Annotated in this window: 19 protein-coding genes and 1 pseudogene; 8 read left to right on the top strand and 12 right to left on the bottom strand. The window is 71.7% G+C overall.

Going from position 1 to position 25,743, the window contains the following annotated elements:
• Positions 1-325: 325 nt before the first annotated feature.
• Entirely contained in the window at positions 326-634 is a 309-nt protein-coding gene (locus ACIREO_RS16145) for a hypothetical protein (RefSeq protein ID WP_404109782.1), read from the top strand.
• A 10-nt stretch (positions 635-644) separates the two neighbouring features.
• Here ACIREO_RS16145 and ACIREO_RS16140 read toward each other — a convergent pair whose 3' ends face one another.
• The 3 genes from ACIREO_RS16140 to ACIREO_RS16130 form a co-directional block, all read right to left on the bottom strand.
• Entirely contained in the window at positions 645-1,922 is a 1,278-nt protein-coding gene (locus ACIREO_RS16140) for an SWIM zinc finger family protein (protein WP_404109780.1), read from the bottom strand.
• A complete protein-coding gene (locus tag ACIREO_RS16135) occupies positions 1,919-4,831 on the bottom strand; it encodes a DEAD/DEAH box helicase (protein ID WP_404109778.1) in 2,913 nt (970 codons plus the stop codon). Before ACIREO_RS16135 ends, ACIREO_RS16140 begins: the two co-directional genes overlap by 4 nt.
• Before the next feature lie 125 nt (positions 4,832-4,956).
• Complete coding sequence (locus ACIREO_RS16130) at positions 4,957-6,048, bottom strand: slipin family protein (RefSeq protein ID WP_404109775.1); 1,092 nt, start codon at positions 6,046-6,048, stop codon at positions 4,957-4,959.
• 220 nt (positions 6,049-6,268) lie between these two features.
• Between ACIREO_RS16130 and ACIREO_RS16125 the strand changes: the two genes are divergently transcribed.
• Entirely contained in the window at positions 6,269-6,625 is a 357-nt protein-coding gene (locus ACIREO_RS16125; RefSeq protein ID WP_404109772.1) for a hypothetical protein, read from the top strand.
• Here the strand turns inward: ACIREO_RS16125 and ACIREO_RS16120 are convergent.
• Positions 6,619-7,080 (bottom strand): DoxX family protein, encoded by a 462-nt coding sequence (locus tag ACIREO_RS16120; RefSeq protein WP_404109769.1) that lies wholly within the window; start codon positions 7,078-7,080, stop codon positions 6,619-6,621. The genes ACIREO_RS16125 and ACIREO_RS16120 overlap by 7 nt on opposite strands.
• A 181-nt stretch (positions 7,081-7,261) precedes the next feature.
• Complete coding sequence (locus ACIREO_RS16115; protein WP_404109766.1) at positions 7,262-7,966, bottom strand: class I SAM-dependent methyltransferase; 705 nt, start codon at positions 7,964-7,966, stop codon at positions 7,262-7,264.
• Positions 7,967-8,127: 161 nt separating this feature from the next.
• Here ACIREO_RS16115 and ACIREO_RS16110 point away from each other — a divergent pair, with 161 nt between their 5' ends.
• Complete coding sequence (locus ACIREO_RS16110; RefSeq protein ID WP_404109763.1) at positions 8,128-8,409, top strand: DUF6343 family protein; 282 nt, start codon at positions 8,128-8,130, stop codon at positions 8,407-8,409.
• A 44-nt stretch (positions 8,410-8,453) separates the two neighbouring features.
• Here the strand turns inward: ACIREO_RS16110 and ACIREO_RS16105 are convergent, their stop codons facing one another.
• The 5 genes and pseudogenes from ACIREO_RS16105 to rpsA form a co-directional block, all read right to left on the bottom strand.
• Positions 8,454-8,822 (bottom strand): tetratricopeptide repeat protein, encoded by a 369-nt coding sequence (locus ACIREO_RS16105; RefSeq protein WP_404109760.1) that lies wholly within the window; start codon positions 8,820-8,822, stop codon positions 8,454-8,456.
• Positions 8,823-8,894: 72 nt separating this feature from the next.
• Entirely contained in the window at positions 8,895-9,497 is a 603-nt protein-coding gene (coaE, locus tag ACIREO_RS16100; RefSeq protein ID WP_404109757.1) for a dephospho-CoA kinase, read from the bottom strand.
• A 43-nt stretch (positions 9,498-9,540) separates the two neighbouring features.
• Complete coding sequence (locus ACIREO_RS16095; protein WP_404110005.1) at positions 9,541-10,479, bottom strand: PAC2 family protein; 939 nt, start codon at positions 10,477-10,479, stop codon at positions 9,541-9,543.
• A gap of 243 nt (positions 10,480-10,722) precedes the next feature.
• Positions 10,723-11,296, bottom strand: a pseudogene (locus ACIREO_RS16090) (FAD-dependent oxidoreductase); the annotation flags it as partial.
• A 48-nt stretch (positions 11,297-11,344) separates the two neighbouring features.
• A complete protein-coding gene (gene rpsA / locus ACIREO_RS16085) occupies positions 11,345-12,865 on the bottom strand; it encodes a 30S ribosomal protein S1 (RefSeq protein ID WP_404109754.1) in 1,521 nt (506 codons plus the stop codon).
• A gap of 397 nt (positions 12,866-13,262) precedes the next feature.
• On the opposite strand from rpsA, the gene ACIREO_RS16080 reads away from it, so the two are divergent.
• Together ACIREO_RS16080 and hrpB are read left to right on the top strand one after the other, a co-directional pair.
• The gene (locus tag ACIREO_RS16080; protein ID WP_404109752.1) at positions 13,263-14,087 is read left to right on the top strand and encodes a class I SAM-dependent methyltransferase; all 825 of its coding nucleotides are present in this window, start codon (positions 13,263-13,265) and stop codon (positions 14,085-14,087) included.
• A gap of 37 nt (positions 14,088-14,124) precedes the next feature.
• Positions 14,125-16,644: an ATP-dependent helicase HrpB gene (hrpB, locus tag ACIREO_RS16075; RefSeq protein WP_404109749.1), complete on the top strand. Its 2,520-nt coding sequence runs from the start codon at positions 14,125-14,127 to the stop codon at positions 16,642-16,644.
• A 60-nt stretch (positions 16,645-16,704) separates the two neighbouring features.
• On the opposite strand, the gene ACIREO_RS16070 is transcribed toward hrpB, so the two are convergent.
• Positions 16,705-18,384 (bottom strand): lytic transglycosylase domain-containing protein, encoded by a 1,680-nt coding sequence (locus tag ACIREO_RS16070; protein WP_404109747.1) that lies wholly within the window; start codon positions 18,382-18,384, stop codon positions 16,705-16,707.
• Between the two features lie 185 nt (positions 18,385-18,569).
• On the opposite strand from ACIREO_RS16070, the gene ACIREO_RS16065 reads away from it, so the two are divergent.
• Positions 18,570-19,445 carry a DUF4184 family protein gene (locus tag ACIREO_RS16065; RefSeq protein WP_404109744.1) on the top strand — a complete coding sequence of 292 codons (876 nt, stop codon included), beginning with the start codon at positions 18,570-18,572 and terminating at the stop codon, positions 19,443-19,445.
• A gap of 21 nt (positions 19,446-19,466) precedes the next feature.
• Here ACIREO_RS16065 and polA read toward each other — a convergent pair whose 3' ends face one another.
• On the bottom strand, positions 19,467-22,178 hold the full coding sequence (gene polA, locus ACIREO_RS16060) for a DNA polymerase I (protein WP_404109741.1): 2,712 nt from the start codon (positions 22,176-22,178) through the stop codon (positions 19,467-19,469).
• 270 nt (positions 22,179-22,448) lie between these two features.
• On the opposite strand from polA, the gene ACIREO_RS16055 reads away from it, so the two are divergent.
• The gene (locus ACIREO_RS16055) at positions 22,449-24,719 is read left to right on the top strand and encodes an FdhF/YdeP family oxidoreductase (RefSeq protein ID WP_404109738.1); all 2,271 of its coding nucleotides are present in this window, start codon (positions 22,449-22,451) and stop codon (positions 24,717-24,719) included.
• A 105-nt stretch (positions 24,720-24,824) separates the two neighbouring features.
• Positions 24,825-25,295, top strand: coding sequence for a PaaI family thioesterase (locus tag ACIREO_RS16050; RefSeq protein ID WP_404110002.1), 471 nt, complete (start codon positions 24,825-24,827; stop codon positions 25,293-25,295).
• Positions 25,296-25,743: the final 448 nt, after the last annotated feature.

Below are 25,743 nucleotides of genomic sequence, written 5' to 3'. Positions count from 1 at the left end.
CGGCTCACCATTACGGGTGGCTCGGCCTCGATCGGGATGTCCCGCCGCACGGGGCACGGCCCATGTGGAGGCCCACCTGTTCTTCGGCACCGAACGCCCGGACGGAGGCCCTGATGTGACGGGTGCGCAGTTCCAGTCGTTCAACGACGCGCGGTCACGCCGAGCTTCACACCGCGTACGAGAAGGCCTACGCCCAGGACTCGGTGGCCCTGCTCGACGAACGCACCCTCGCCGGCTTCTGAGGCCCGGACTGTGTTCGCTACTGTTCCGCCGCCGGGTTCACGAACCGGCACTCACGGACGGACACGAGCAGGGAGCAAGCAACATGGGCGCGGCAATACGCCACTTCACCGCCATCGGCCCCGGGGACCAGGTGTTCACGGTCAACGTCGAGCGGGACTTCCGGTACGACCCGTACCGCGATTTCCTCGTCTGCGCGCACTGCGGCTGGTCGCCGTCGCTGCTGACCATGCGGAGGATCGACGACATGGCCTGGGAGCATCTGGCCGACTCCCACGAGGCCGCCCGCGGACGGACCGATCAGGAGAACGAGTCCTTCCGCAAGGCGCGTTGGGTGGTGCTCCCACTGTGCGCGGTCCTGATCGTCGTCCTGCTGGTGTTCCTGCAGAGCTGACGGCCCTGCATCAGCCGCGCAGGGCTGTGAGGGCGGCGACCGGGTCGGGGTCCGGCGTTGCTCGGGGCCACCAGTCGTCCTCGCCGGGGTCGGACTCGTAGCCGTACCAGCGGCTGTCGTGGCCGAAGCGGAGCTGGAGGGTGCCGCCGGCGTTGGTCAGGTGGTTGCGCCAGGGCTGGAAGCGCGGGTGGTCGGCGGCGGCGAGGGCCGGCCGCGCCCGGTCGAACGGCCCGGCCGGCGGGTCCCACGGGGTTTCCAGCACCTCCAGTCCCTCCGCGCCGCCCTGCCGCCAGGCGGCGACGGCCCGGGCCAGGTCCGTCGTGCTGCGGCCGGTGGCGAAGGCCAGCTCGCGGTAGAGCGCCCGGGTCGTGGCGGTGAGGCCGGCGGTGGGGCGGGAGGCGGCGATCCGGACGGCGTCCTGCCAGGTGCTGAGCCCGTCGAGCGGGTCGTCCCCGGTGGTGAGCATCGTGTGGGCACGGGCCGCCGCGTCCGTGGCGAGGTGGTCGAGGCCGAGCGGGTCGCGGGCGCCGGGCAGCTCCGGGTAGGACGGCGGCTCGCCGGGGCAGGGCGGCACGGGCAGGGGCGCGGGCAGCGGCGGCAGGAAGCGGTCGGCCAGCGCTTCGGATGCCGAGACCGAAGGCATGGCAGGAGTTTCGGGGCGCTCCCGCGCGGAGTGCTCGGCGTTGCGCCGGCCAAGCTCGTCGAGGAGCTCGCGCTCTCCCCGGCCGCGCATCAGCAGGAGGACGAACGGGTCGCTGTCCAGGAGCCGTGCCGTCTGGAAGCAGAGCGCTGCCACATGCTTGCAGGGCCAGCCCCGGTCGGGGCAGGAGCAGTCCGGGTCCAGATCACCGGCGGCAGGCAGCAGCCGGATGCCGGTCTCGCCCGCTGTTTCGACCAGGGAGTGCGGCATCTCCTTGTCGAGGAGCGCGGACAGATGCCCCGGCCGGGCCGCGACTGCGTCCAGGAACGTGTCCCAGTCCGACGCCGAGAACGTACGCAGGCGCAGCTCCGCACGGTAGGGGCGGGGGCGGCTGCCGTGGACGTAGGCGATGACCCGGCCCGGGGTGACGGTGACCGCGGCGACATGGCCTCCGTCTGCGTACGTACGGCCGCGCGCGAGACGCTCCTCGTCCATCGAAAGGGATTCCAGGGCCTCCACCCAGGCCCGGCCCCACCAGCTGTCCGCGAAGGGCCCTTCGTCGTCCGAGGCGCGGGCGGGCACCGCTTCGAAGGTGCGCCGCAGGTCGTCGGGGCCCGGCCGGGCCGCGGGGCTCGCACCGGGGCTCATGACGTCCTCCGTAGCGAGACCAGGTCGGCCAGGTCACGGTCGCTCAGCTCGGTCAGCGCCGCCTCGCCGGAACCGAGCACCGCGTCGGCGAGGGCCCGCTTGGACTCCAGCAGCTCGCTGATCCGGTCCTCGACGGTGCCCTCGGCGATCAGCCGGTGCACCTGCACGGGCTGGGTCTGGCCGATGCGGTACGCGCGGTCGGTGGCCTGCTCCTCGACCGCCGGGTTCCACCACCGGTCGTAGTGGATGACGTGGGCGGCCCGGGTGAGATTCAGTCCGGTGCCCGCAGCCTTGAGGGAGAGCAGGAAGACGGGGACCTCGCCGGACTGGAAGCCGTCCACCATCCGTTCCCGCTCGGGCACCGGCGTGCCGCCGTGCAGCAGCTGCGAGGGGATCGCGCGGGAGGCGAGGTGCGCCGCGAGGAGCCGGGCCATCGACACGTACTGGGTGAAGATAAGGACGGAGCCGTCCTCGGACAGGATGGTGTCGAGGAGCTCGTCGAGCAGGGCGAGCTTGCCGGAACGGCCCGTGAGCCGGGTCGGCTCCTCCTTCAGATACTGCGCGGGGTGGTTGCAGATCTGCTTGAGCGAGCCCAGCAGCTTCATGATCAGGCCGCGCCGTGCGATGCCCTCCGACTGCTCGATGAACGCCATCGTCTCGCGGACCGCCGCCTCGTAGAGCGTGGCCTGTTCCCGGGTGAGGAAGACGGGGTGGTCGGTCTCGGTCTTGGGCGGGAGCTCCGGCGCGATGCCCGGGTCGGACTTCTTGCGGCGCAGCAGGAAGGGGCGGACCAGCCGGGAGAGCCGCTCGACGGCCTCCTCGTTGCCCAGGCCGGCGGCGGTGCCGGTGTTCTCGACGATCCTGGCGTGCCGGGAGCGGAACGCCTTGAGCGGGCCGAGCAGTCCGGGGGTCGTCCAGTCGAGCAGCGCCCACAGCTCGGAGAGGTTGTTCTCGACGGGGGTGCCGGTCAGCGCGACGCGAGCCGGTGCTGGGATGGTGCGCAGTGCCCTGGCGGTCGAGGAGTGCGGATTCTTCACGTGCTGTGCCTCGTCGGCGACGACGAGTCCCCAGGTGTGCCCGGCGAGCTGCTCCGCGCTGGAGCGCATCGTGCCGTAGGTCGTGAGGACGAAGCCGCCGTCGGAGCCGCCGAGGGTGCGTTCGGTGCCGTGGAAACGCCGCACCGGGACGCCGGGGGCGAAGCGGTTGATCTCGCGGTGCCAGTTACCGAGGAGGGAGGCGGGACAGACCACCAGGGTGGGGGCGGCCTGGGCGCGGTGCAGATGGAGCGCGATGACGGTGATGGTCTTGCCGAGGCCCATGTCGTCGGCGAGGCAGCCGCCCAGGCCGAGCGAGGTCATGCGGTCCAGCCAGGCCAGGCCTCGGAGTTGGTAGTCGCGGAGGGTGGCGTCGAGGCCGGGCGGCGCGGGGAGGGTGGCGTCCTCGTCCAGGATGCGCGCGCGGAGTGCGGCGAGGGCTCCGGCGGGCACGGCCTCGACCTGTTCGCCGTCGACCTCGGCGCTGCCCGTGAGCGCGACAGCGAGCGCGTCCACCGGGTCCAGGAAACCCAGCTCCCGCTTACGTGCCTTGCGGACGAGCGCGGGGTCCACGACGACCCATTGGTCGCGCAGCCGCACCACCGGCCGGTGCGCCTCGGCCAGGGTGTCCATCTCGGCCTCGGTGAGCCGGTCGTCGCCCAGGGAGAGCTGCCAGTTGAACGCGAAGAGCTGCTCGGCGTCGAAGAAGGAGGTGCCGTCGGTGGCCGATCCGGGCGCCGGGCGGACGACGGCCGCCGCGGTGAGCGAGCGGGCGAGCTCCCGGGGCCAGTGGAGCGCCACCCCAGCCGCCGCGAGCCGTGCTCCGGCCGCACCGATCAGCTCGTGGAGCTCGTCCTCGGTGACTGCGAGCACGTCGGGGACGGGCTGGTCCAGCAGCCGCTCCAGCGGCGGCCAGACGCGGGCGGCGCGGCGCAGCGCGAGCACCGCGTCGATCCGGGCCCTCGGCCCGAAGGGCTCACCCGCTCCGCCGCCCCACAGCGTGGCCGCGTCGGTGACGTACGTCGGATCGGCCAGGCTGTGCACCTGGGCGATGGCGGCGGCGGCATGGCGGGTGGCGGCCGGAGTGCCGGGCGCGTCCTCGTCAGCGGTGTCCTCACCGGTGGCGTCGGGAGGGTCGGAGGAGTCGAAGAGGTCGTACGCGGAGAGGTCGAGCCGGAGCGAGACGCGCACCCCCGCGTCGAGTCCGGCGGCCACCTCGACGGCCCAGGCCCGGGCGTCCGGCAGGTGCTGCGCGTCGCGGGCCGCGAACGGCGCTCCCATGGCGTGTGCGGCGGCGGGCGTCCGGGGCAGGGTGTCGGCGACGGCGTCGAGGAAGGCGCCGAGCAGCGCTCGGGGTTCAGGGACGCGCAGGGGCGTGCCGTCGAGCGGGACGGCATGCCCCTCGGGCGGCATCGAGGCGGCGACGGCCCTGAGATGGGCGATGTCCTCCGCGTCGCGCGGGCCGGCCCGCCAGGCGTCGTGGTCGCCGGCCGTCAGTCCGGGCAGGAGCCTGCCGCGCGCCACCAGGGTGAGGGCGTGCAGGGCCGCCGCGCCCCACGCGCGGGTGGCGGGGTGGGCGGCGGCGCGGTGCCGGGCACGCGCGAGCAGGGGCACCGCGGCCCCGACGGGAAGTGTCACTGCGGGCACGGTGCGGGTGACGGCTCCGTCCGTGCCGTGCCGGCTGACGACCGTGAGCTCGGCGACGGTGCACGCCGGCCCTGCGGCGGGGAACACCGCGTCGGGGCCGGTGAGCCCGGCTCCTCCTTCGGGGTCCCAGAAGGCGATCAGGCCGTCCCTGGGCAGCGCTGCGGGAAGGAAGACCGCGGCGCACCGCAGCAGCCGGTCGACGATGGCGTCCTGCGCCTGCCGCGTCATGTCCACCGCTCCCCCCTCCTGCCTCGGTCCACTTGCACTTCGCCTGTGTTCGCGAGTCTAGGCGGGAGGTGTGACAGCGCCCGCCCCGGCCGTGTTTCCACAGGTGGAGCGGGCGTAGGACTGTGTCAGTGACGGGTGAAGCGCTTGGTGCGGGAGCGGCCGGACGGCTCTTCCGGATCGAAGTCGGGGAGCACCTCGGGGTCGGACTCGGGGGCCTCGTCCGGCTCCGGCCCCGGACCGGTGAGAGAGGGGTCCGGGAGCGGCCGGTCCGTGAAGGTCTGCTCCGTGACCGGAGGATCCACGACGGACGGATCCATGGCGGACGGATCCACGACAGGCGGATCCACGACAGGCGGATCCACGACGGGCGGGCCGGCCGCCGACGGGTCCGTGGCCGACGGGTCCGTGGGCTCCTCCGGGACCGGCCGACCGGCCACGGGGGGCTGCGGCTCCTGCCCCTGCTGCGCGCGTTCCAGGAAGCGGAGCAGCTCCACCGGGAAGGGCAGGACCAGCGTGGAGTTCTTCTCGGCCGCCACCGCGACCACTGTCTGCAGCAGCCGCAGTTGCAGGGCCGCCGGCTGGGTCGACATCTGCTGCGCCGCCTGGGCGAGCTTCTTCGACGCCTGCAGCTCCGCGTCGGCGTTGATGACCCTCGCGCGCCGCTCACGGTCGGCCTCGGCCTGCCGGGCCATGGACCGCTTCATCGTCTCCGGCAGCGAGACGTCCTTGATCTCGACCCGGTCGATCTGCACACCCCAGCCGACCGCGGGGCTGTCGATCATCAGTTCCAGTCCCTGGTTCAGCTTCTCGCGGTCGGACAGCAGATCGTCCAGATCGCTCTTACCGATGATCGACCGGAGGGAGGTCTGTGCCATCTGGGAGACCGCGAACCGGTAGTCCTCCACCTGGATCACCGCGCTCGCAGGGTCCACCACCTTGAAGTAGATGACCGCGTCCACCCGCACCGTGACGTTGTCGCGCGTGATCCCGTCCTGGGCCGGCACGGGCATCGTCACGATCTGCATGTTGACCTTGCGGAGCCGGTCGACGCCCGGGACGATCATGGTGAAGCCCGGGGTACGCACCGCGTCGTGGAGCCGGCCCAGCCGGAGCACCACACCCCGTTCGTACTGCTTGACCACCCGGGCCGCGGCCATCGCGTACAGCAGGCCGCCCGAGAGCACCGCCACCAATGCGATCAACAGATCCTGGACCATCACGGCCCCCTGACTCCGGGGTGCGTGTCATCGCACCCACTGATCACGCCCTATTAACACAATATGCCCGATTCGCGCACTCGCGAACCCCCGTACGGGTGGCAGGGGCCCCGGCCGGCCGCGCACCGGATGCCGGCACCACGGGGACCGGGCAGCGTGGCAGCGCCAGCACGTCTCTGTGACGTACCGATGAGCCGGACGAGCAGACGAGGACCCGCCCATGTCCGTCACCGCGCCCCCCACCGTTCTCCGCCGGCGTGCCGGTATCGCCACAGGTACGGCCCTGCTCGCCCTGGCCGTCACCGGCTGCTCCGGCCTCGGGCGTACGGCCGTGGGGCCGGTGTCCTACACCACCGAGCAGGACAAGGTCGTCACCGTGCACAGCCCGTCGGTGAAGGGCTGCCACACGATGGAGCCCGCCGGTGCGGGCAAGATCGACAACCGGACCCTGGTCGACATCGTCCTCTACGCCACCCGCGACTGCTCCGGGCGCGGGACCGCCTATGTGCCCACCACGTTCTCCGACACCAACGCCCCGCGTGCCCTGCCCTGGCGCAGCTACCGGTTCGTTCACTGACCTGTGCGGGCCGTACGCCCCCGCCCGCGGAGCAGCGCGAACAGCTCCCGGGTCCGCTCCCGCCGGTCCCGGGCGATGAGGACGACCAGGACGATGAGCAGTGCGGGCATGACCGCGTTCGGCGGGTCGAGCAGCGTCAGCTGGACGACGGACGCGCCGGCCAGCAGCCCGACGAGGGCGATGGCTGCCACCCCCGCGAGGAGCGGGATCAGCAGGGCCAGCGCGCCCGCCAGCTCCAGGCCGCCGATCGCGTACATCGCGCCGCTGCCCCAGCCCATCCGGTCGAAGGACTCGACGGCCGACGCATGGGCGATGATCTTGGCCACCGCGCTGAAGCCGAGGAACAGCGCGAGGACGACACGTGCCCCGGTCAGGGCCGCGGAGCCCACCCGCCGGCGTGGCGCGGAGGGGGCGTTCGGCACGGCGAGCGGGGCGGGGGCTGCGGTTTCGGACATGGAGGTCTCCTCGATGGGCGTCGTGGGTGATGTGCGCCGGTGCGACGTGCGGCTGCTGCCGCCACCCTTCCCGGCGCTCACGGCCTGATCCGCTCCCTGTCGCGAACCAGGCCGTTACGGAGAGGTAGACCGCGCCGGTCTCCGGAACTCATCGGCCCACGGACCCTCGGTACACCTCGTTTCAGAGCTGCTCGGGGCTGGCCAGCACCCACAGGCCGTCAGGGGTGAGGTAGCGGTCGATGACGAGCCCGGCCTCCGCCAGATACGCCTCGAACTGCTCCACGCTCAGCTCCCGCGACCGGAAGGTCTGGGTCCACCGGGCGTCCTCGAAGACGTACTCCGCGCGCACCTCGTCCACGCCGTCGCCGACGGGGACCGCCGAGACGATCCGGATGGTGCAGCCCGCGGCCCGGTCCTCCCTCTCCCGGGGCAGATCGGAGTGGTAGCCGGCGCCCTCCCGCTGGATGAGCACGACGCCGGCGTCCTTCACATACCTGCGGCAGGTACCGAGCAGCCCTTCCCTGACCCGGTGATCGCCCACGTGCACCAGGAACGACCCGAGCACCACGGCGTCGAACCGCTCCTCACCGAGGTCCAGCGTCTCGATGGGGCTCCGGACCGTGCGTGCCCCGCTGACCCGCTCCAGCATCTGCGCCGACTCGTCCACCGCGGTCACATCGAAGCCCAGTCCGACCAAGGGGTGTGTCACCCGGCCCGCCCCGCAGCCCAGTTCGAGGACACTCGCTCCTGGCCGCAGAGCCGAGCCGATCACCTCGGGTTCGCTGCCGACGGACATGCGCGCGTACAACTCGACCGCACAGCCGTCGGGTGTGATCGAGCCGGGCCCCGTCCCCGCGTATCCCTCACGTACCAGTTGCCCACTCATACCCGCCAGAACGTACCGGCGCGGGACGGCGTTCCCCAGCGGACGACAACGGACGGCAGCGGACGGCAGTGTGCGGAAGCGACGACAGCGACCGGCCGGAACGGCCCCCGCGGTTTCCGATTGCCTCGCCACGGGTTCATGCTGGACGGGAGGCGATGCCGATGCGTACCGGAAGTGAACCGTCCACCGCACGCAGCCCCCTGCGGATGCGGCTCTGGCTGAGTCTGTGGGGCATGATCTGGGCCGTGGCCGGCCTGGTGGCGTTCGTGGTGACCGGACGGGCCGGCTGGGCGACCGCCTGCGGCGTTCTGCTGGTGGTCACGGTCACGGACCTCTGCGTCGTCGTGCGCCGCATGCGACAGGGACCGCGCTACCAGCCCGGCCGGGACGTCCCCCCGTACGAACCCGACCGGGGCGGGCGGCGGGGCCGGTACGGCCGCTGAGCCCGCTGGACCGGGCCGAGATGTGCGCCGGCAGTCCGGCGCAGTCAGGAACGGTCGTCGAAGCGGGCCGCCTGCAGATACTCCGGCTTCGGGTCGAGCGCGGCGGCCAGCCGGAAGTGACGGGTGGCCTGTTCCGGCCGGCCGGCGCGCTGGAAGGTGCGGGCCAGCGCGAAGTGCGCGAAGGCGTTGTCCGGCTCACGCTCCAGAACCAGTTCGAACTCCAGCTCGGCCGGGCGCAGTTGGGCGGCGGCGAAGAAGGCCCTGGCACGCAGCAGCCGGGCCGCGGTGTTCTCCGGGTGGGCGGCTATCACCGAGTCGAGCAGCTTGACCGCACCCCGCGGGTCACGCGCGGCGAGCAGCTGCTCCGCCGCGCGGAAATCGATGACATGCGTTTCCGGGTTGCTGTCGGGCACGGCCGTATCCTTCCCCTTGCCTGCCGCTCTTCAACATCGGCCCGGGTACGCGTATTCCGCCCGTACGCCGGGTCAGCGGGCGGCGGCCCGTGCGGTGAGCTCCGACCAGACCGTGCGGACCTGGGGTTCCAGCCCGTCCAGGGGGCCGTCGTTGTCGACGACGAGATCGGCGACGGCCAGCCGCTCCTCGCGCGTGGCCTGCGCCGCCATGCGGGCGCGGGCGTCGGACTCCGTCATCCCGCGCAGCCGCACGAGCCGGTCGAGCTGAGTGGCGGGTTTCGCGTCGACGACCACCACCAGGTCGTAGAGCGGGGCGAGGCCGTTCTCCGTGAGCAGCGGGACGTCGTGGACGACGACCGCGTCCTGCCCCGCGGCCCGTTCCAGCTCGGCGGAACGGGCTCCGACGAGCGGGTGCACGATGGCGTTGAGCGTGGCCAGGCGTGCGGGGTCGGAGAAGACGATCGAGCCGAGCGCCGACCGGTCCAGGGCCCCGTCCGGACCGAGGATCTCAGGGCCGAAGGCCTCGACGACGGCCGTCAGCCCGGGGGTGCCCGGTTCGACGACCTCGCGTGCGATCCGGTCGGCGTCGACGATCACGGCTCCGTAGCGTGCGAGCAGCCGTGACACTTCGCTCTTGCCGGCGCCGATCCCGCCGGTCAGGCCCACTTTCAGCATGTGCCGACCCTAGCGTCCGGCCGGGGCGCGGCCGGAGGTCCCCTCAGGAATCGCCCTCACGCTCCGCGAGGAAGCGTTCGAATTCGCGGCCGATCTCGTCCGCCGACGGAAGATCGGCCGGCTCCGCGACGAGGTTGCCCCGTGTCTCGGACCCCGCGATCGCGTCGTACTGGTGCTCCAGCCCTTCGACGAGCGAGACGAGCTCCTCGTCGCCCTGGCCGACCTGCCGGTCGATCTCGGTCTGGGTGCGGTGCGCCTCCGTGCGCAGCGTGTGCGCGACGCTGGGCAGGACCAGTCCGGTCGCCGCGGTGACCGCCTCCAGGGCGGTGAGCGCGGCGTCCGGGTAGGCGGACCTGGCGATGTAGTGCGGCACATGGGCGGCGACACCGAGGGTGTCGTGCCCGGCCTCCATCAGCCGGTACTCCACGAGTGCCTCGGCGGAACCGGGGACCTGCGCCTCGTCGAAGGGGCTGCGGTGTCCGGGCATCAGGTCGGTGCGGTTGCCGTGCGGGGTGAGGCCGACGGGCCGGGTGTGCGGGACGCCCATGGGGATGCCGTGGAAACTGACCGCGAGACGGACACCGAGACGCTCCACGATCTGTTCCACGGCCGCGGCGAACCGCTCCCACTCCACGTCGGGCTCCGGCCCGGAGAGGAGCAGGAAGGGGGCGCCCGTGGCGTCCTGGACGACCTTCACCTCCAGCGTGGGCGCCTCGAACGCCGTGTACCGGTCACGCCTGAAGGTCAGCAGCGGGCGGCGCGCCCGGTAGTCGACGAGCCGGTCGTGGTCGAAGCGGGCCACTGTCTGGTGGGGCAGGGTCTCGAGCAGGCCCTCGACGATCTGCTCGCCCGTCTCACCCGCGTCGATGTATCCGTCGAAGTGGTAGAGCATGACCAGACCGGCCGACTCCTGGGCGAGCGCCATGTCGACGACGGCCAGGCCCTTCGGCTCCCATTCGTACAAACTCTGCGGATCAGGCACGGTTACCGCTCCTCCTCGTGTTCCTGGACAAGAACACCCCGCCGAGCCGCGGCATTCCCGCCCGCGCCCCTTTCGCCCGCCGTTATGCGAGGACCCGGCTGTGCAGCGCCGTGACCGGGGTCTGGCGCGAGTGGGGGGAAGGACGACGTGGCGAGTTCCGTGCGGTACTTCTCGACGTGGATCTTCACGCCCTGGGCGACTGCCCGGGCTTCCCTCTCTCGTGGCGTGAGGGCGGCGTAGGCGTTTGAGGAGCTCCAGGAGCCGCCCCTGGTCGTCGACGGTCATCTGCCGGTCGAGGGCGCCCTTGTCCCCGGCCTTGGCGAGGAGTTCGGCGACGTAGCCGTACATGTCGGCCTTGGCCGCGCGCGGGCGCCTTCATGCCGGACTTCTCGTTGAAGTCGAAGTCGAAGTCGAAGTTGAAGTCGAAGTTGAAGTTGTAGTGGTAGGCGTTGGCGTTCTCGTTGGTGAACACCTCGACAGACACCCCGAGTTCGCGGCAGTAGTCGAGGGTGACCGTCCACTGCGGGATCCGGCCGGGTCCGGCGTTCATGTACCGGCCGTCGCTGAAGCGTGCGGTCTGCCTGTTGCCGTAGGTGTCGGTGTGGTGTCGCCGCCCCGGACGGTGAAGTTACGCCCACCGGTGCGGGCCGTCGCCCTCCAGGACCGTACAGTCGTAGCCCGCTTTGCCCAGTTCGTACGCGGCGGCGAGACCCGCTGTTCCACCGCCGACGACCACGACCTCGGCGGCGGCCTTCCGGCCGGCGCTTCGCGTCCGGACACGAGTGAGGCCCGCCCCCCGGAAGGGGACGGGCCTCACCTACAGCTCTACAGCTACTTCAGCCGATGAGCGGCTGGGGTCAGAGCGTCAGCTCTGGCCGCCGGCCAGCTTCTCGCGCAGGGCAGCCAGGGCCTCGTCCGACGCCAGGGCGCCGGAGTTGTCCTCGGACTCCGAGGAGTACGAGCCGCCGCCGCCACCACCGCTGCCGCCGGAGGCAGCCGGGGCAGCGCCGGCCGGGGCAGCAGCGCCCTCGGCAGCGGCAGCCTCGTCGGCCTCGCGGGACTTGATGACCTGGGCCTGGTGCTGCTCGAAGCGCGTCTGCGCCTCGGCGTACTGCGTCTCCCAGACCTCGCGCTGAGCCTCGAAGCCCTCGAGCCAGTCGTTGGTCTCGGGGTCGAAGCCCTCGGGGTAGATGTAGTTCCCCTGGTCGTCGTACGACGCGGCCATGCCGTACAGCGTCGGGTCGAACTCGACCGAAGCCGGGTCGCCACCGAAGGCCTCGTTGGCCTGCTTCAGCGAGAGGCTGATGCGACGGCGCTCGAGGTCGATGTCGATGACCTTGACGAAGATCTCGTCGTTGACCTGGACGACCTGCTCCGGGATCTCCACGTGGCGCTCGGCCAGCTCGGAGATGTGGACCAGGCCCTCGATGCCCTCGTCGACGCGCACGAACGCACCGAACGGAACGAGCTTGGTGACCTTACCGGGAACGACCTGCCCGATCTGGTGCGTACGGGCGAACTGCTGCCACGGGTCTTCCTGCGTCGCCTTGAGCGACAGCGACACGCGCTCGCGGTCCATGTCGACGTCGAGGACCTCGACGGTGACTTCCTGGCCGACCTCGACAACCTCGGAGGGGTGGTCGATGTGCTTCCAGGAGAGCTCGGAGACGTGCACGAGACCGTCGACGCCACCCAGGTCCACGAAGGCACCGAAGTTGACGATCGAGGAGACGACGCCGGAGCGGACCTGACCCTTCTGCAGGGTCGTGAGGAACGTCTGGCGGACCTCGGACTGCGTCTGCTCGAGCCAGGCACGGCGGGACAGGACCACGTTGTTGCGGTTCTTGTCCAGCTCGATGATCTTGGCCTCGAGCTCCTTGCCCACGTAGGGCTGGAGGTCGCGGACACGACGCATCTCGACGAGCGACGCCGGGAGGAAGCCACGGAGGCCGATGTCGAGGATGAGACCACCCTTGACGACCTCGATGACGGTACCGGTGACGATGCCGTCTTCTTCCTTGATCTTCTCGATGGTGCCCCAGGCACGCTCGTACTGAGCGCGCTTCTTCGAGAGGATCAGGCGGCCTTCCTTGTCCTCCTTCTGGAGAACCAGGGCCTCGATCTCGTCGCCGACCTTGACGACCTCGTTCGGGTCGACGTCGTGCTTGATCGAGAGCTCGCGGCTCGGGATGACACCTTCGGTCTTGTAACCGATGTCGAGGAGGACCTCGTCGCGGTCAACCTTGACGATGACACCGTCAACGATGTCGCCGTCGTTGAAGTACTTGATCGTCTCGTCGATCGCCGCGAGGAACGCGTCCGCGTCGCCGATGTCGTTGACCGCAACCTGCGGAGTGGTGGCGGTGGTCTCGGTGCTGCTCGTCATGTGGGTAAGGGCTCCGGTACGGACAGTGAGTCGTAGGTACTGCTACGCCGAGAGCCCGTATCGCCTCTGCAGAAGCCGGACAGCCTGGAAAGCACCGATCCGTTAACCGGAAGGTGCCTCGACAACCGAGGGGACATGCAACAGACGCGAGCGCGGCCTGCTAGGTCTGAGGCGCGCAGGCTCGCGACGCAACTTGTAGCATACGGGGGCAGCCGGACAGGGTCAATGCGCGAAGGCGCACACCCGGGGCACAACACCCCAATCCCGGCACAACTCACGTTCACCGAGGCCACATCGGTCGCAGCGGCATGTCGTGCGCGCACAGGCGCACTCACCGCTGCGGCCCGTGGAGGCACCCGCGCAAGGCGGGTGAAGGCAAACTACAACGACGGGCACGATGAGCCAAGAGATCTACGGGTCCGAACCCGAAGCGACCCGGCGGGAAGCCGGCGAGGCGGAGAGCAGCCGGGCGAGCCGCGGCTGGTGGGACCGGAACGCCGACGAGTACCAGAGCGACCACGGGGCGTTCCTCGGGGACGACCACTTCGTCTGGGGTCCGGAGGGGCTGGACGAGGCCGAGGCCGCCCTGCTGGGCCCGGCGGACGATCTGAAGGGCCTGGACGTCCTGGAGATCGGGGCGGGTGCCGCCCAGTGCTCGCGCTGGCTCGCCGCCCGGGGCGCCCGCCCGGTGGCCCTGGACCTCTCCCACCGCCAGCTCCAGCACGCCCTGCGCATCGGCGACGGCGTCCCCCTCGTCGAGGCCGACGCCGGGCGGCTCCCCTTCCGGGACGGCTCCTTCGACCTGGCCTGTTCCGCCTACGGAGCGGTGCCCTTCGTCGCCGACCCCGTACAGGTGTTCCGCGAGGTGCGCCGGGTGCTGCGGCCAGGCGGCCGCTGGGTCTTCTCGGTGACCCACCCGATCCGCTGGGCGTTCCCCGACGAGCCTGGCCCCGAGGGCCTTTCCGTCTCCGCCTCCTACTTCGACCGCGTGCCGTACGTGGAGCAGGACGAGGGGGGCGACGCGGTGTACGTGGAGCATCACAGGACGCTGGGCGACCGGGTGCGGGACGTGGTGGCGGGCGGCTTCCGGCTGATCGATCTCGTGGAGCCGGAGTGGCCGGCCTGGAACAACCAGGAGTGGGGCGGCTGGTCCCCCCTGCGCGGCCATCTGATCCCCGGGACCGCGATCTTCGTCTGCGAGCGGGACCGCCGGGCCTCCTGAGTCACCGGCGTACGGGACGGCGTACGAGACTGGGGGCGTGATCCGTACCGACGCCCTGGACCAGTTGCCCGTTCGCACCGCTGTGCCCGCCCTGGAGCGGGCGCTCGACGAGCGGGGCGCCGCGGTGCTCTGCGCACCGCCCGGCACCGGCAAGACGACCCTTGTGCCCCTGGTGCTCGCGGGGCTGACCGGCGGCGGTCCGGCGCGCCGGGTGCTCGTCGCCGAGCCCCGCCGGATCGCCGCCCGGGCCGCGGCGCGGCGGATGGCGTGGCTGCTCGGGGAGCGGACCGGGGGCCGGGTCGGGTTCACGGTGCGCGGTGAGCGGACCGTGGGGCCCGACACGGTGGTGGAGGTGGTGACCACCGGGGTCCTGCTCCAGCGGCTGCAGCGCGACCAGGAGCTGGCCGGGGTCGACGTCGTGATCATCGACGAGTGCCACGAGCGCCATCTGGACGCGGACACGGCCGCCGCGTTCCTGCTCGACGTACGGGGGACGATCAGGCCCGATCTGCGTCTGGTGGCGGCGTCGGCGACGACGGACGCCGCTGGCTGGTCCCGGCTGCTGGGCGACGCCCCCGTGGTCGAGGCCCAAGGCGTCTCCCATCCGGTGGAGGTGGTGTGGGTGCCACCGGCCGGCCCCGTCCGGCCGCCCCACGGGATGAGGGTGGACCCGGCCCTGCTGACACATGTCGCCGCGGTGGTGCGCCGGGCGCTCTCCGAGCGGGACGGTGACGTCCTGTGCTTCCTGCCCGGCGTCGGCGAGATCGGCCGGGTCGCGGGACAGCTCACGGGCGTCGGCGCCGAGGTGCTCCAGGTGCACGGGCGCGCCCCGGCGGCGGTGCAGGACGCGGTGCTGGCGGGGCCGTCGGGCGGGCGGCGGGTGGTGCTGGCCACGTCCGTGGCGGAGTCGTCCCTGACGGTGCCAGGAGTGCGGGTCGTCGTGGATTCCGGCCTCTCCAGGGAGCCGCGTACCGACCACGCGCGGGGGCTGGGCGCCCTGACGACCGTGCGGTCTTCGCGGGCGGCGGGACGCCAGCGCGCGGGCCGGGCGGGACGTGAGGCTCCGGGCGCGGTGTACCGCTGCTGGGAGGAGGCCGGGGACGGGCGCCTGGCCGCGTTCCCCTCCCCCGAGATCAAGGTGGCCGACCTCGCGGCGTTCGCGCTGCAGGCGGCCTGCTGGGGCGATCCGGACGCCTCGGGGCTCGCGCTGCTGGATCCGCCGCCCGCCGGCGCCATGGGCGCGGCCCGGGAGGTGCTGACGGCGGTCGGCGCGGTGGACGCCGCGGGACGCGCGACGAGCCGGGGCGTACGGATGTCCCGGCTGGGCCTGCACCCCCGGCTGGCCCGTGCCCTCCTGGACGGCGCGGACGAGGTCGGGGGGCGGCGGGCCGCGGAGGTGGTGGCGCTGATCGGCGAGGAGCCGCCACGGGAGTACGGCGACGACCTGGCGCACGCGCTGCGCACGGCGCGGCGCGGCGGGGACGGTTACGCGGCCCGCTGGCGGCAGGAGGTGCGGCGGCTCTCGCAGTCCCTCGGCTCATCGAAGTCCCCCGCCTCCGCGAACGACGCGGCTGCCGGTCCGGACGACGCCGCCGTGGGACTGGTGGCGGCGCTGGCGTTCCCGGAGCGGGTGGCGCGCGCCCGGGGCGAGGGGGCTTTCCTCATGGTGTCGGGCACGGGCGCGGAGCTCCGGGACGGCTCACGGCTGCGCAGCGCGCCGTGGATCGCGGTCGCGGTCGCCGACCGGCCCGCCCACGCCGCGTCCGCCCAGGTGCGGCTGGCGGCCGTCGTCGACGAGGGCACGGCGCGGCTGGCCGCCGGACATCTGCGGTTCTCGGGCGAGGAGGTGCGGTGGGCGGAAGGCGACGTGGTGGCCCGTTCCGTGGAACGCCTCGGGGCCGTCGAACTGTCGGCACGCCCACTGCGGCGGCCCGCCCCGGAGCTGGTGCGCGGGGCGCTGCTGGACGGACTGCGACGCGAGGGGCCGGGGCTGCTGCGGTGGACCCGGGACAGTGAGCAGCTGCGGCTGCGGCTCTCGTTCCTGCACCGGGTGCTGGGGGCGCCGTGGCCCGATGTGTCGGACGACGCGCTGCTGGCCCGTGCCGACGAGTGGCTGGAGCCCGAGTTGTCACGTGCCGGCCGCCGCTCGGACCTGGGGCGGATCGATGCCGGGCAGGCGTTGCGGCGGCTGCTGCCGTGGGCGACGGGCGACGCCGCCCGGCTCGACGAGCTCGCCCCGGAGCGGATCGAGGTGCCGAGCGGGTCCAGGATCCGGGTGGAGTACGGCGGCGAGCAGCCCGTGCTCGCGGTGAAGCTCCAGGAACTCTTCGGGATGGGCGAGACGCCCCGGGTGGCGGGCGTGCCCGTCCTGGTCCACCTGCTGTCCCCGGCCGGGCGCCCGGCGGCGGTGACGGCGGACCTGGCGTCGTTCTGGCGGGAGGGGTACCGGGGCGTACGGGCGGAGCTGCGCGGCCGCTACCCGAAGCACCCCTGGCCCGAGGACCCGACGACGGTGGAGGCGACCCGCTTCACCTCGGCGAGGCTGCGCCGCGACTGAGGGCTGTCCAGAGCCAGGGGCGTACGGCTCGGAAGCCGGACACCCCTGGTCCCGTGCGGGTCAGGCCGCGGGCGCCTCGACCTTCAGCTCGACGGTCAGCGTGGCGCCGCTCGCGGTGGTGAGCCGCAGTTCGTAGGTGCCCGCCGTGTCGTCGGCGTAGATCTTCGGGAGTTCGAGGAGTCCGTCGGCGCCGGTCGTCAGGGTCAGGATGCGGACGGGAATGCCGAGCGCGTCCTTGAAGTACGGACCCTTGTCGTTCGCGGTGGGCGTCTCCGCATCGGTGATCATCGTGGCGGTGACGGCGGTGTCCGCCACCCCCGTGCCCTTGTAGGCCGCCCTGACCTCGAGCCGGTCGGCGAACTCGGCGCCGGGGGCGGCCGTCAGAACCTTGTCGTCGGTACGGACGATGGTGTCCGCGACCCGGGCCGTGACGGTCGCGAGGTAGCTGACGGTGCGCGGCGTGGTGGTGCCGGCGACGGCGGTCACCCTGACGGGGCCCGTCTTCTCACCGGCCGTCAGGACGGGGGCGGTGACGGTGCCGTCGGCCCCGGTGGTCAGGGTCACGGTGCGCTTCCCGCCGGTGAAGCGGGTGTCCGTGTCACCGACGACGGTGAAGGTGACCGACGTCCTGGCGAGCGGGGCGCCGAGCGTGTTCCTCGCCCGGACCTTGACGCGCTCGGCGAACGCGTCGCCTGCCGTGGCGGTGAGGACGCCGGTGCCCGCGTTCTCGAGGCTGCCGAAGACCGCGGGCGGGGTGGTCGGCGGGGTGGTCGGCGGCGTCGTGGGAGGAGGCGTGGGGTCGGGGCTCGGCGTGGTGCTGCCGGGCTTCGCCGGGCTGGGGTCCGGGCTCGGGGACGTACCGCCGCTCGGGGGGCTGGACGAGGACGGGGGCGTGGGCGTCGGCGACGGGGAGGGCAGGCCGCTTCCGGTGTCGACGGGGAGGACTCCCGAGCCGTCCGGGACCTCGTGGGTACCGCGCCTGTAGTAGTCGAACCAGGAGCGCACCGTGCGCAAATACTCCGTCGAGTGGTTGTAGCTCAGCACCGCCCGGTCGAGGTCCGTGGCGAGCGACAGGTCGCGGGTGCCCGCGCAGAGGTAGCGCCCGGCGGCCAGCGCCGCGTCGTAGACGTTGTTGGGGTCCTTGCGCCCGTCGCCGTTCCCGTCCTGGCCCCAGGTCGCCCAGGTCGACGGGATGAACTGCATCGGGCCGACCGCGCGGTCGTGGGTAGAGTCCCCGTCGTACGCCCCGCCGTCGGTGTCCTTGATCAGGGCGAAGCCCTGGCCGTTGAGCGCCGGGCCGAGGATCGGGGACGTGGTGGTGCCGTTCGCGTCGACCTTGCCGCCGCGGGCCTGGCCGGACTCGACCTTGCCGATCGCGGCGAGGAGCTGCCACGGCAGGCGGCACGCGGCGTCGGTGCTCGCGAGGTTCTGCTCGGCCTTCTTGTACGCGGCCAGGACCGTGGCGGGTATACCCGCCTCGGCGGTGCCGGTCACCGGAAGATTCACGGACGAATCGGGCTTGTTGGGCGTATCGAGCGGCGGAAGATCCGTGTAGTAGGGCGAGTTGCCCGTGGCCGCGCTGTCGCCGGGCGGTGTCGCGCCGGCCGACGTCCGGTCGTCCGCACTGTCGGGCTGCGGTGCGGCAGGAGCCTGAGAGGCGGAAAGGGCGGCGACGGCGGCGGCGGCCACCGCGGTGGTCGTGGCCCCCCTGCGCAGTCTGCGGCCGAATTGCGCTGCCATACGTGTCGGTTCCTCCCCGTCGACGGCTGTCCGCGCTCCCCGCGCGAGAACTCTGGCGACACTACGACAACTCCCGTCGCCCGAACACTGGTCCGCGCCCGGTTCTTACCGGTTTCTCAGCTTCGCGGCCGTCAAGTCACCAGGGTGCCCCGGCCGGGTGACGCGGGCTCACGCATACTGCCGCCATGCCGTTCACACTCAGCCACGCCGCAGCCGTACTCCCTGGGATCCGCAGGTCCGGCACGGGGCGCGGAACTCTCGTCGCCTCCGCCCTCGTCGCCGGGTCGTTCGCACCCGACATCACCTATTACGCGGACACGGTCGTGCCGGGAGCGATGGAGTTCGGCGAGGTGACACACGCCGTGTGGGGAGTGTTCACCGTGGATGTCCTCATCACGGGCGCCCTGGTGGCCCTCTGGCTGATGCTGCGCGAACCACTCGTCGCCCTGCTGCCCGGGGCGGCGCAGGGGCGCGTGCACACCTTCGTACGGGGGCGGCGCCGGGTGCCCGGTCTCCCGGTCCTCCGCGAGGCGGGGTGGTTCGTCGGGTCCGCCGTCATCGGCTCGGGAACCCATGTGGTGTGGGACGCCTTCACTCATCACGACCGGTGGGGCACGGAGCTTGTCCCCGTCCTCGGCCGGAGCGTCGGCGGCTACCCGGTGTTCCAGATCGTCCAGTACGGCAGTTCGGCCGTGGCCCTGGTGCTCCTGGCATGGTTCACGTACACGGGCCTGCGGCTCGTCGGGCCCCTGCCGGCCCCGGATTCCGTGCCGGTGCTGGGCCGGGCCGAACGCGGATGGGCCGGTGTTCTCCTCGCCCTGTGCGTCCTGCTGGGCATCGTCCACCGATGTGCCCGCTGGTACGCCTATTTCGGGCACGTCGACACGCCTCTGGACATCATCCCGACCGCGTGCTTCGGCGCCGGGGCGGGCCTGGCGGCCGGCCTCGTGCTGTACGGGGCGTGGATGCGGCTGCTGCGGAAACCGTCCGTGCCCCGGCCGTCGGACGGGCCCCGTGCGGACACCGCACAGGGCCGCCCGGCCGGCCAGGACACCGGCTGAGCCCGGCTCCTGGAGGGGAACTCAGTGCGCTGCCGTCTCCCAGTCCTTGCCGACGCCGACCGAGACGTCCAGCGGCGCACGGAGCTCGACCGCCGTGGACATCTCCCGGCGGAGGATCTCCTCGACCTGCTCCCGCTCGCCCTTCGCGATCTCCAGGACGATTTCGTCGTGGACCTGGAGCAGCATGCGTGACGTCAGCTCCGCCTCCCGCAGCGCCCGGTCCACGTGCAGCATCGCGACCTTCACGATGTCGGCGGCCGTTCCCTGGATCGGGGCGTTGAGCGCCATCCGCTCGGCGGCCTCGCGGCGCTGGCGGTTGTCGCTGTTCAGGTCCGGGAGATAGCGGCGGCGGCCGAGGATCGTCTCCGTGTACCCGGTGGCCCTGGCCTCCTCCACGACCCGGTGCAGATAGTCGCGCACCCCGCCGAACCGGAGGAAGTAGGTGTCCATCAGCCCGCGCGCCTCGCCGGCCTCGATGTTCAGCTGCTGGGAGAGGCCGAACGCGGAGAGCCCGTAGGCCAGCCCGTACGACATCGCCTTGATCTTGCGGCGCATCTCCGCGTCGACGGCCGACTTCTCGACGCCGAACACCTGCGAGGCGACCGTCGTGTGCAGGTCCTCCCCGGAGGTGAACGCCTCGATCAGGCCGGCGTCCTCGGAGAGGTGGGCCATGACGCGCAGCTCGATCTGGCTGTAGTCGGCCGTCATCAGCGTCTCGAAGCCCTCGCCCACGACGAAACCCCGGCGGATCGCCCGCCCCTCGTCCGTACGCACGGGGATGTTCTGCAGGTTGGGCTCGGTGGAGGACAGCCGGCCCGTCGCCGCGACCGTCTGGTTGAACGTGGTGTGGATACGGCCGTCCGCACCGATCGTCTTGATCAGGCCCTCGACCGTGACCCGCAGCTTCGCCTGCTCACGGTGGCGCAGCATGATGACCGGCAGCTCGTGCTCGGTCTGCGCGGCCAGCCAGGCCAGCGCGTCCGCGTCGGTCGTGTAGCCCGTCTTCGTCTTCTTCGTCTTCGGCAGGGCCAGCTCGCCGAAGAGCACCTCCTGGAGCTGCTTGGGCGAGCCGAGGTTGAACTCACGGCCCACCGCGGCATGCGCCTCCTTCACCGCTTGCTGCACCGCACCGGCGAACTGCTGCTCCATGCCCTCCAGATGAGTCCGGTCGGCGGCGATGCCGTGCCGCTCCAGACGGGCCAGCATGATCGATGTCGGCAGCTCCATGTCGTGCAGGAGCCCGGTGGCACCGACCTCCTTCAGGCGCGTCGTGAACGCGTCGCCGAGGTCCAGCACCGCGCGGGCCTGCGCCATCAGGGCGTCGGCCTCCGCCCGGTCGTCCGCGCCGAAGGCCAGCTGACCGTCGGACGCGGGGGCCGGGGCCAGCTCACGGCCGAGGTACTCCACGGCCAGCGCGTCCAGGGCGAAGGAACGGCGCCCCGGCTTGACGAGATAGGCGGCGAGCGCGGTGTCCATGGCGATGCCGTCCAGCCGCCAGCCCTGCTCGGGGAAGACCCGCAGGGCGTTCTTGGCGTTGTGCAGGACCTTGGGCCGCGCCGGGTCCGCGAGCCACGCGGCGAGAGCCTGCTCGTCGGCCTCGTCGAGCTCGGCCGGGTCCAGCCAGGCGGCGGCCCCGTCGGCGGCGGCGAGCGCGATCTCCGTGACCGTGCCGGTGCCCAGCGACCAGGTGTCGACGGTCATCACACCGAGCGGCTGACCGCCGTGGGACTCCAGCCACGGGGCGACCTCGCCCGACCCGAGCACCGCGCCGTCCAGCTCGATACCGGCCAGGGGCTCCGGCGGACCGGCCTCCTCCGCACCCGGGTCGACGGCGAGCAGCCGCTCGCGCAGGCTCGGGTTACGGATCTCCAGGATGTCCAGCACACCCGTGACCGCCGTGCGGTCGTACGGAGCGCGCTCCAGCTCGGCCGGGGCCTTCGGCAGCTCCACGTCACGGACCATCTCGGTCAGCACACGGTTCATCTTCACCGCGTCCAGGTGGTCCCGGAAATTCTGGCCGGCCTTGCCCTTGACCTCGTCGGCCCGCTCGATCAGCTCCGCGAACGAACCGAACTGGTTGATCCACTTCGCCGCCGTCTTCTCACCCACACCGGGGATCCCCGGAAGGTTGTCCGACGGGTCACCCCGCAGCGCAGCGAAGTCCGGATACTGCGAAGGCGTGAGGCCGTACTTCTCCTGGACCTTCTCCGGGGTGAAGCGCGTCAGCTCCGAGACGCCCTTCGTCGGGTAGAGCACCGTCACATTGTCCGTGATCAGCTGGAACGAGTCCCGGTCGCCCGTGACGATCAGCACCTCGTAACCCGCCGTCTCGGCCTGCGTGGCCAGAGTCGCGATGACGTCGTCGGCCTCGAACCCGTCCACCGCGAACCGGTCCGCGTGCATCGCGTCCAGAAGCTCGCCGATCAGCTCGACCTGCCCCTTGAACTCGTCGGGGGTCTTGGAACGGTTCGCCTTGTACTCCGGGAACTCCTGCGCACGCCACGTCTTACGGGACACGTCGAACGCGACCGCGAAATGAGTGGGCGCCTCGTCGCGCAGCGTGTTCGCCAGCATCGACATGAAGCCGTACACGGCATTCGTCGGCTGCCCCGTCGCCGTCGTGAAATTCTCCGCGGGCAGGGCGAAGAACGCCCGGTACGCCAGGGAGTGCCCGTCCATCAGGAGCAGGCGCGGTCGGTTGTCTGCCGTCTTCTTCGATGCCGTCTCAGCCACGCCCCCGATCCTGCCACGGACCACTGACAATCCGGACCGGCCGGCTCCCTGCCCCCGTCCCGGACACCGCCGACCCGCCCCCGGAGCGGCCTCACCGCGCCTCCCCGCTTCCCGAGGAGCACCCCGGCACGCCCCGGCACGCGTGCATGACAGGATCGAAGGACTGTGAAGGCGTAAGAAGACGCGACAGGACGCCACGGCAAGCACGGACGCGGCACGCACGCCCGCACGGCGCCGCCGGAGGCGACCGAAGGCTCGAAGGGGAGCACCATGGCCACGAAGCCCCCGACCGGAGACCCGGTCCAGGACGCGCCGCAGATCGACGCGGTCCAGCACGCAGCCGCCGGGCTGCCCGCCATCGGCCACACACTGCGCATCGCCCAGCAGCAGATGGGCGTACGCCGCACCGCGCAGACCCTCCTCAAGGTCAACCAGAAGGACGGCTTCGACTGCCCCGGCTGCGCCTGGCCCGAGGGCGACAAGCGCCACACGGCCGAATTCTGCGAGAACGGCGCCAAGGCCGTCGCCGAGGAAGCGACCCTGCGTCGCGTCACCCCCGACTTCTTCGCCGCCCACCCCGTCGCCGACCTGGGCACCCGCAGCGGCTACTGGCTCGGCCAGCAGGGACGCATCACACAGCCCGTGTACCTCCCCGAGGGCGCCGACCGGTACGAGGCCGTCACCTGGGAACGCGCCTTCGAGATCATCGCCGAGGAGCTCACCGCACTCTCCTCGCCCGACGAGGCCCTCTTCTACACCTCCGGGCGCACCAGCAACGAGGCCGCGTTCCTCCTCCAGCTCTTCGCCCGCGAGTTCGGCACCAACAACCTGCCCGACTGCTCCAACATGTGCCACGAGTCATCCGGCTCGGCCCTCACCGAGACCATCGGGATCGGCAAGGGCAGTGTCAGCCTCGAGGACCTCCACCACGCCGACCTGATCATCGTCGCCGGACAGAACCCCGGCACCAACCACCCCCGGATGCTCTCGGCCCTCGAACAGGCCAAGACCGCCGGAGCGAAGATCATCTCGGTGAACCCGCTGCCCGAGGCCGGCCTCGAACGGTTCAAGAACCCCCAGACCGCCCAGGGCATGCTCAAGGGCGCCGCCCTCACCGACCTCTTCCTCCAGATCCGCATCGGCGGCGACCAGGCACTCTTCCGCCTGCTGAACAAAATGATCATCGAGGCCGACGGCGCCGTCGACACCGCCTTCATCGCCGAACACACCCACGGCTACGAGGAATTCGCCCAGGCCGCCCGCGCGGCCGACTGGGACGACACCCTCACCGCCACCGGCCTCGACCGCGACGCCATCGAACAGGCGCTCGCCATGATCCTCGCGTCGGAACGCACCATCGTCTGCTGGGCCATGGGCCTCACCCAGCACAAGCACTCCGTGCCGACCATCCGCGAAGTCGTCAACCTCCTCCTCCTGCGCGGCAACATCGGCAGGCCCGGCGCAGGCGTCTGCCCCGTCCGAGGCCACTCCAACGTCCAGGGCGACCGCACCATGGGCATCTTCGAACGCCCCTCCACCGCGTTCCTCGACGCCCTCGACCAGGAATTCGGCATCACCTCACCCCGGCACCACGGCTACGACGTCGTACGGTCCATCGAGGCACTCCGCGACGGCGACGCCAAGGTCTTCTTCGCCATGGGCGGCAACTTCGTCGGCGCCACCCCCGACACCGCCGTCACCGAAGCCGCCATGCGCCGCGCCCGGCTCACCGTCCACGTCTCCACCAAACTCAACCGCTCGCACGCGGTCACCGGCACCCGCGCCCTGATCCTTCCCACCCTGGGCCGCACCGACAAGGACGTACAGGCGGGGACTAAGCAGTTCGTCACCGTCGAGGACTCCATGGGCCTGGTCCACTCCTCACGGGGCAACCTCACCCCCGCGAGCCCCCACCTGCTCTCCGAACCGGCCATCGTCGCCCGCCTGGCCCGCGCGGTCCTCGGCCCCCGGTCCACCACACCCTGGGAGGAGTTCGAGAAGGACTACGGGACGATCCGCGACCGCGTCTCCCGCGTCGTCCCCGGCTTCGAGGACTTCAACGCACGCGTCGCACGGCCGGGCGGCTTCTCCCTGCCCCACGCCCCGCGCGACGAACGCCGCTTCCCCACCGCCACCGGCAAGGCAAACTTCACCGCCGCGCCCGTCGAGTACCCGGAGCTCCCCGAAGGCAGGCTGCTGCTCCAGACCCTGCGCTCCCACGACCAGTACAACACCACGATCTACGGCCTCGACGACCGCTACCGCGGCATCAAGGGCGGCCGCCGCATCGTGATGGTCAACCCCGACGACGCCCACGCCCTCGGCCTCGCCGACGGCGCCTACACCGACCTCGTCAGCGAGTGGAAGGACGGCGTCGAACGCCGCGCCCCCGGCTTCCGCGTCGTGCACTACCCCACCGCCCGCGGCTGCGCCGCCGCGTACTACCCGGAGACCAACGTGCTCGTCCCCCTCGGCGCCACCGCGGACACCAGCAACACCCCGGCCAGCAAGTCCGTCGTCATCCGGTTCGAGACGACCTGAGCACGCCCGATCCGGACAAGAGGCCCTAAGCGCACGCTCAGTCATCTGATAAGAACAGTGCACACAGCAACGGACGACGACCGCACACGATCGGAGCAGGACCCGATGGGCGAGCACACCGCACCCACGTTCCCCCAGGAGATCATCGACGAGTACGCGGCACTCGGCGTCGACCTCCCCGCACTCTTCTCCGCCGGACACCTCGGCGAGCGCATGGGCGTCAGGATCGTCGAGGCCTCCGCCGAGCGCGTCGTGGGCACCATGCCCGTCGAAGGCAACACCCAGCCCTACGGGCTGCTCCACGGCGGCGCCTCGGCCGTCCTCGCCGAGACCCTCGGCTCCGTCGGCTCCATGCTCCACGGCGGGGCCGGCAAGCTCGCCGTCGGCGTCGACCTGAACTGCACCCACCACCGCGGCGCCCGCAGCGGCCTCGTCACCGGCACCGCCACCCCCGTCCACCGCGGGCGCTCCACCGCCACCTACGAGATCGTCATCACCGACGAGCACGACAAGCGGGTCTGCACCGCCCGCCTCACCTGCCTGCTCCGCGACGCACCCGGCCCCGCCGCCGACTGAACGACCCGCCACCCCGACACCCACTGCCCGGCCGGAAAGCACACCGCATTCCGGACCGGGCAGACCCATATCCGGGGGATTTACGGGAAGTTACCGAACACGCACGGTCAACACCTCTGACTCGCAAGCCTGTCCCAAGACCCACTTCAACAGCCACGCCGCCTCCACGACGCCGTAAACACACCTCGCAGATGTAACACTCCGTAACATGTGTGCAATACACGAAAAACGGCGCGCCACCACCCATCCACGCACCGGACCGATCTCCCCCGTGCCCCTTGTGCCCCGTTCGTCCGACAGCACCAAGATCGCACCAAGCCCCTTAGCAGAGCTGCATGTTCTCACCATACGGTCACTTCGGACCCCGCCGAAAAGCCGTACATGTCCACACAGCGACCATCAAGCCTTCCCCACGGCATAACAAGACAGTCACATCATCAGCGGACCC

It is taken from the genome of Streptomyces sp. NPDC102441, assembly GCF_044765585.1.
Taxonomy (GTDB): Bacteria; Actinomycetota; Actinomycetes; order Streptomycetales; family Streptomycetaceae; genus Streptomyces.
This window is presented reverse-complemented; position numbering and strand designations above follow the sequence as displayed.